The sequence below is a fragment of the Moraxella sp. genome, from assembly GCF_024227015.1.
In the GTDB taxonomy this organism is placed as follows: Bacteria; Pseudomonadota; Gammaproteobacteria; order Pseudomonadales; family Moraxellaceae; genus Moraxella.
The window spans coordinates 1-804 of sequence record NZ_JAAELD010000016.1; the positions used below are offsets into that span (position 1 = coordinate 1).

Below are 804 nucleotides of genomic sequence, written 5' to 3' on the forward strand. Positions count from 1 at the left end.
GTGCCCTCCCGGAATTGATTTTGATGTTTATCAACCGCGCAAGCCCAAGGCAAGCGCCTATTACCGCTGCGTGGAAGATCATTTTGAACAGTTGGAAGCTGTCTGGCTTCCGGCTCGTAGAGCCCACAAGAGCCTACAGCTCGGAGAGGACGAACGTTATCAGAGCCGCTTTGGCTTTTGGCGGCCTTATGTGATGGATGTCATCCGGCGCTATTTGGCCTCCGGCTCGTAGAGCCTACAGAGCCTACGCCTCGGAGAGATTGTGGGGATTTACATTTTGGCTTTGCACGCGTTAAATGTGAAGATTGTGGCCATGAATTTTTATTGGCATATTCATGCAAGCGTCGCCATTTTTGTCCCTCTTGCCATCAGAAGCGGGTGGTGGAATTCGGTGAATGGCTGTGTGAAAAAGTGCTAAAATACGTGCCGCACCGCCAATGGGTGTTCAGTATTCCAAAACGGTTGCGGATCTATTTTATGATGGACCGCAAACTATTGGCCAAGCTAAGCCAATGCGCCTGGAAAGTGTTAAACCTATATTTGACTCAAGCTGTGGCCTATGACGATGCCAAAGCCGGTGCTGCGGTCGCCGTTCAGTCGTTTGGTGATTTTCAAAATTTTCATCCGCATTTACATATTCTCTCCACCGATGGCTGCTTTTACGACGATGACGCCTTCATGGTATGCCCACCGCCCAATACTGGTGATCTTGAAGAGCTGTTTCGCTATGAAGTGTTCAAAATGCTCAAAGCTGAAGGCAAAATCAATGATGTGGTGATTGAAAACATGATGAATTGGCACCAC

General features: G+C 48.6%; 2 protein-coding genes. Both read left to right on the forward strand.

All coding sequences use genetic code 11. The features are described 5' to 3' along the window. Positions 1-232, forward strand: a 232-nt coding sequence (locus GY683_RS00295) for a hypothetical protein (RefSeq protein ID WP_297286853.1), incomplete at its 5' end; no start/stop codon positions are given. After that, the coding region (locus tag GY683_RS00300; RefSeq protein WP_297286854.1) for a transposase zinc-binding domain-containing protein at positions 178-804 on the forward strand (627 nt) is incomplete at its 3' end. The genes GY683_RS00295 and GY683_RS00300, both read left to right, overlap by 55 nt.